This is a genomic window from Vibrio sp. 1249-1 (assembly GCF_033340495.1).
Genome location: NZ_JAWOWJ010000326.1, coordinates 1 through 836 on the forward strand (window position 1 = coordinate 1; position 836 = coordinate 836).

Annotated in this window: 2 protein-coding genes; both read left to right on the forward strand. The window is 49.9% G+C overall.

Features of this window, described 5'->3' with window-relative positions; genetic code table 11:
- A partial coding sequence (locus tag R7Z50_RS26145) for a hydroxyethylthiazole kinase (RefSeq protein WP_318149562.1) occupies positions 1-335 on the forward strand: 335 nt, incomplete at its 5' end.
- A gap of 63 nt (positions 336-398) precedes the next feature.
- A partial coding sequence (gene thiE, locus R7Z50_RS26150; protein ID WP_318149563.1) for a thiamine phosphate synthase occupies positions 399-836 on the forward strand: 438 nt, incomplete at its 3' end.

An 836-nucleotide genomic window follows, 5' to 3' on the forward strand; every position in this document is an offset into this window, starting at 1 on the left:
CTCACTTCTTAGTTGAAGAATACGGAGCGAGCCTGGTGATCTCCGGCGAAACTGACTACATCGTGACAAAAGAGCAAACCGTCCAGCTGAATAATGGTCACGAGATGATGCCATACGTAACGGGCATGGGTTGCACGTTAACCGCACTGACAGGCGCGTTCGCAGCAATCGGCGACGAAACAGGCCTTGCTGCGGCAGCGGTGCTTGGCGTTGTGGGGGAAATTGCGGCTGAGCAAGCGCGAGGGCCAGGTAGCTTGCAAATGCATCTTTTGGATGAGCTTTACCAACTGGATGAAGAAACACTGGCAACACGTCTTAAATTACAAGTGAGATAAATCGCTTCTCAATGCTTTAAACGCCTCTCACTCCAACGAAAGTGGGAGGCGAAAGGAAACACAATGAACGCCTATCGTTTGTATTTGGTCACCGACGACCAACAAGATTTATCCACTCTCAAACACGTTGTAAGAAAGGCGGTAGAAGGTGGGGTCACCATGGTACAGGTGCGCGAAAAGCATGGTGACGTTCGTGCATTTATTGAACGAGCTCAAGCCGTGAAGACGATCCTTGAAGGCACTGGCGTCCCGTTAATCATCAATGATCGTGTTGATGTTGCCCTTGCTGTTGATGCTGATGGTGTCCACTTGGGGCAATCAGATATGCCCGCAACTATCGCTCGTGAGTTGATTGGACCAAACAAAATTCTCGGTTTATCCATCGAAAATGAAGAGCAGCTTGCAGAAGCGGACTCTCTTCCGATTGATTACATCGGCTTGAGCGCAATCTTCGCGACGCCGACCAAAACCAACACCAAGAAGTTCTGGGGTATTGATGGC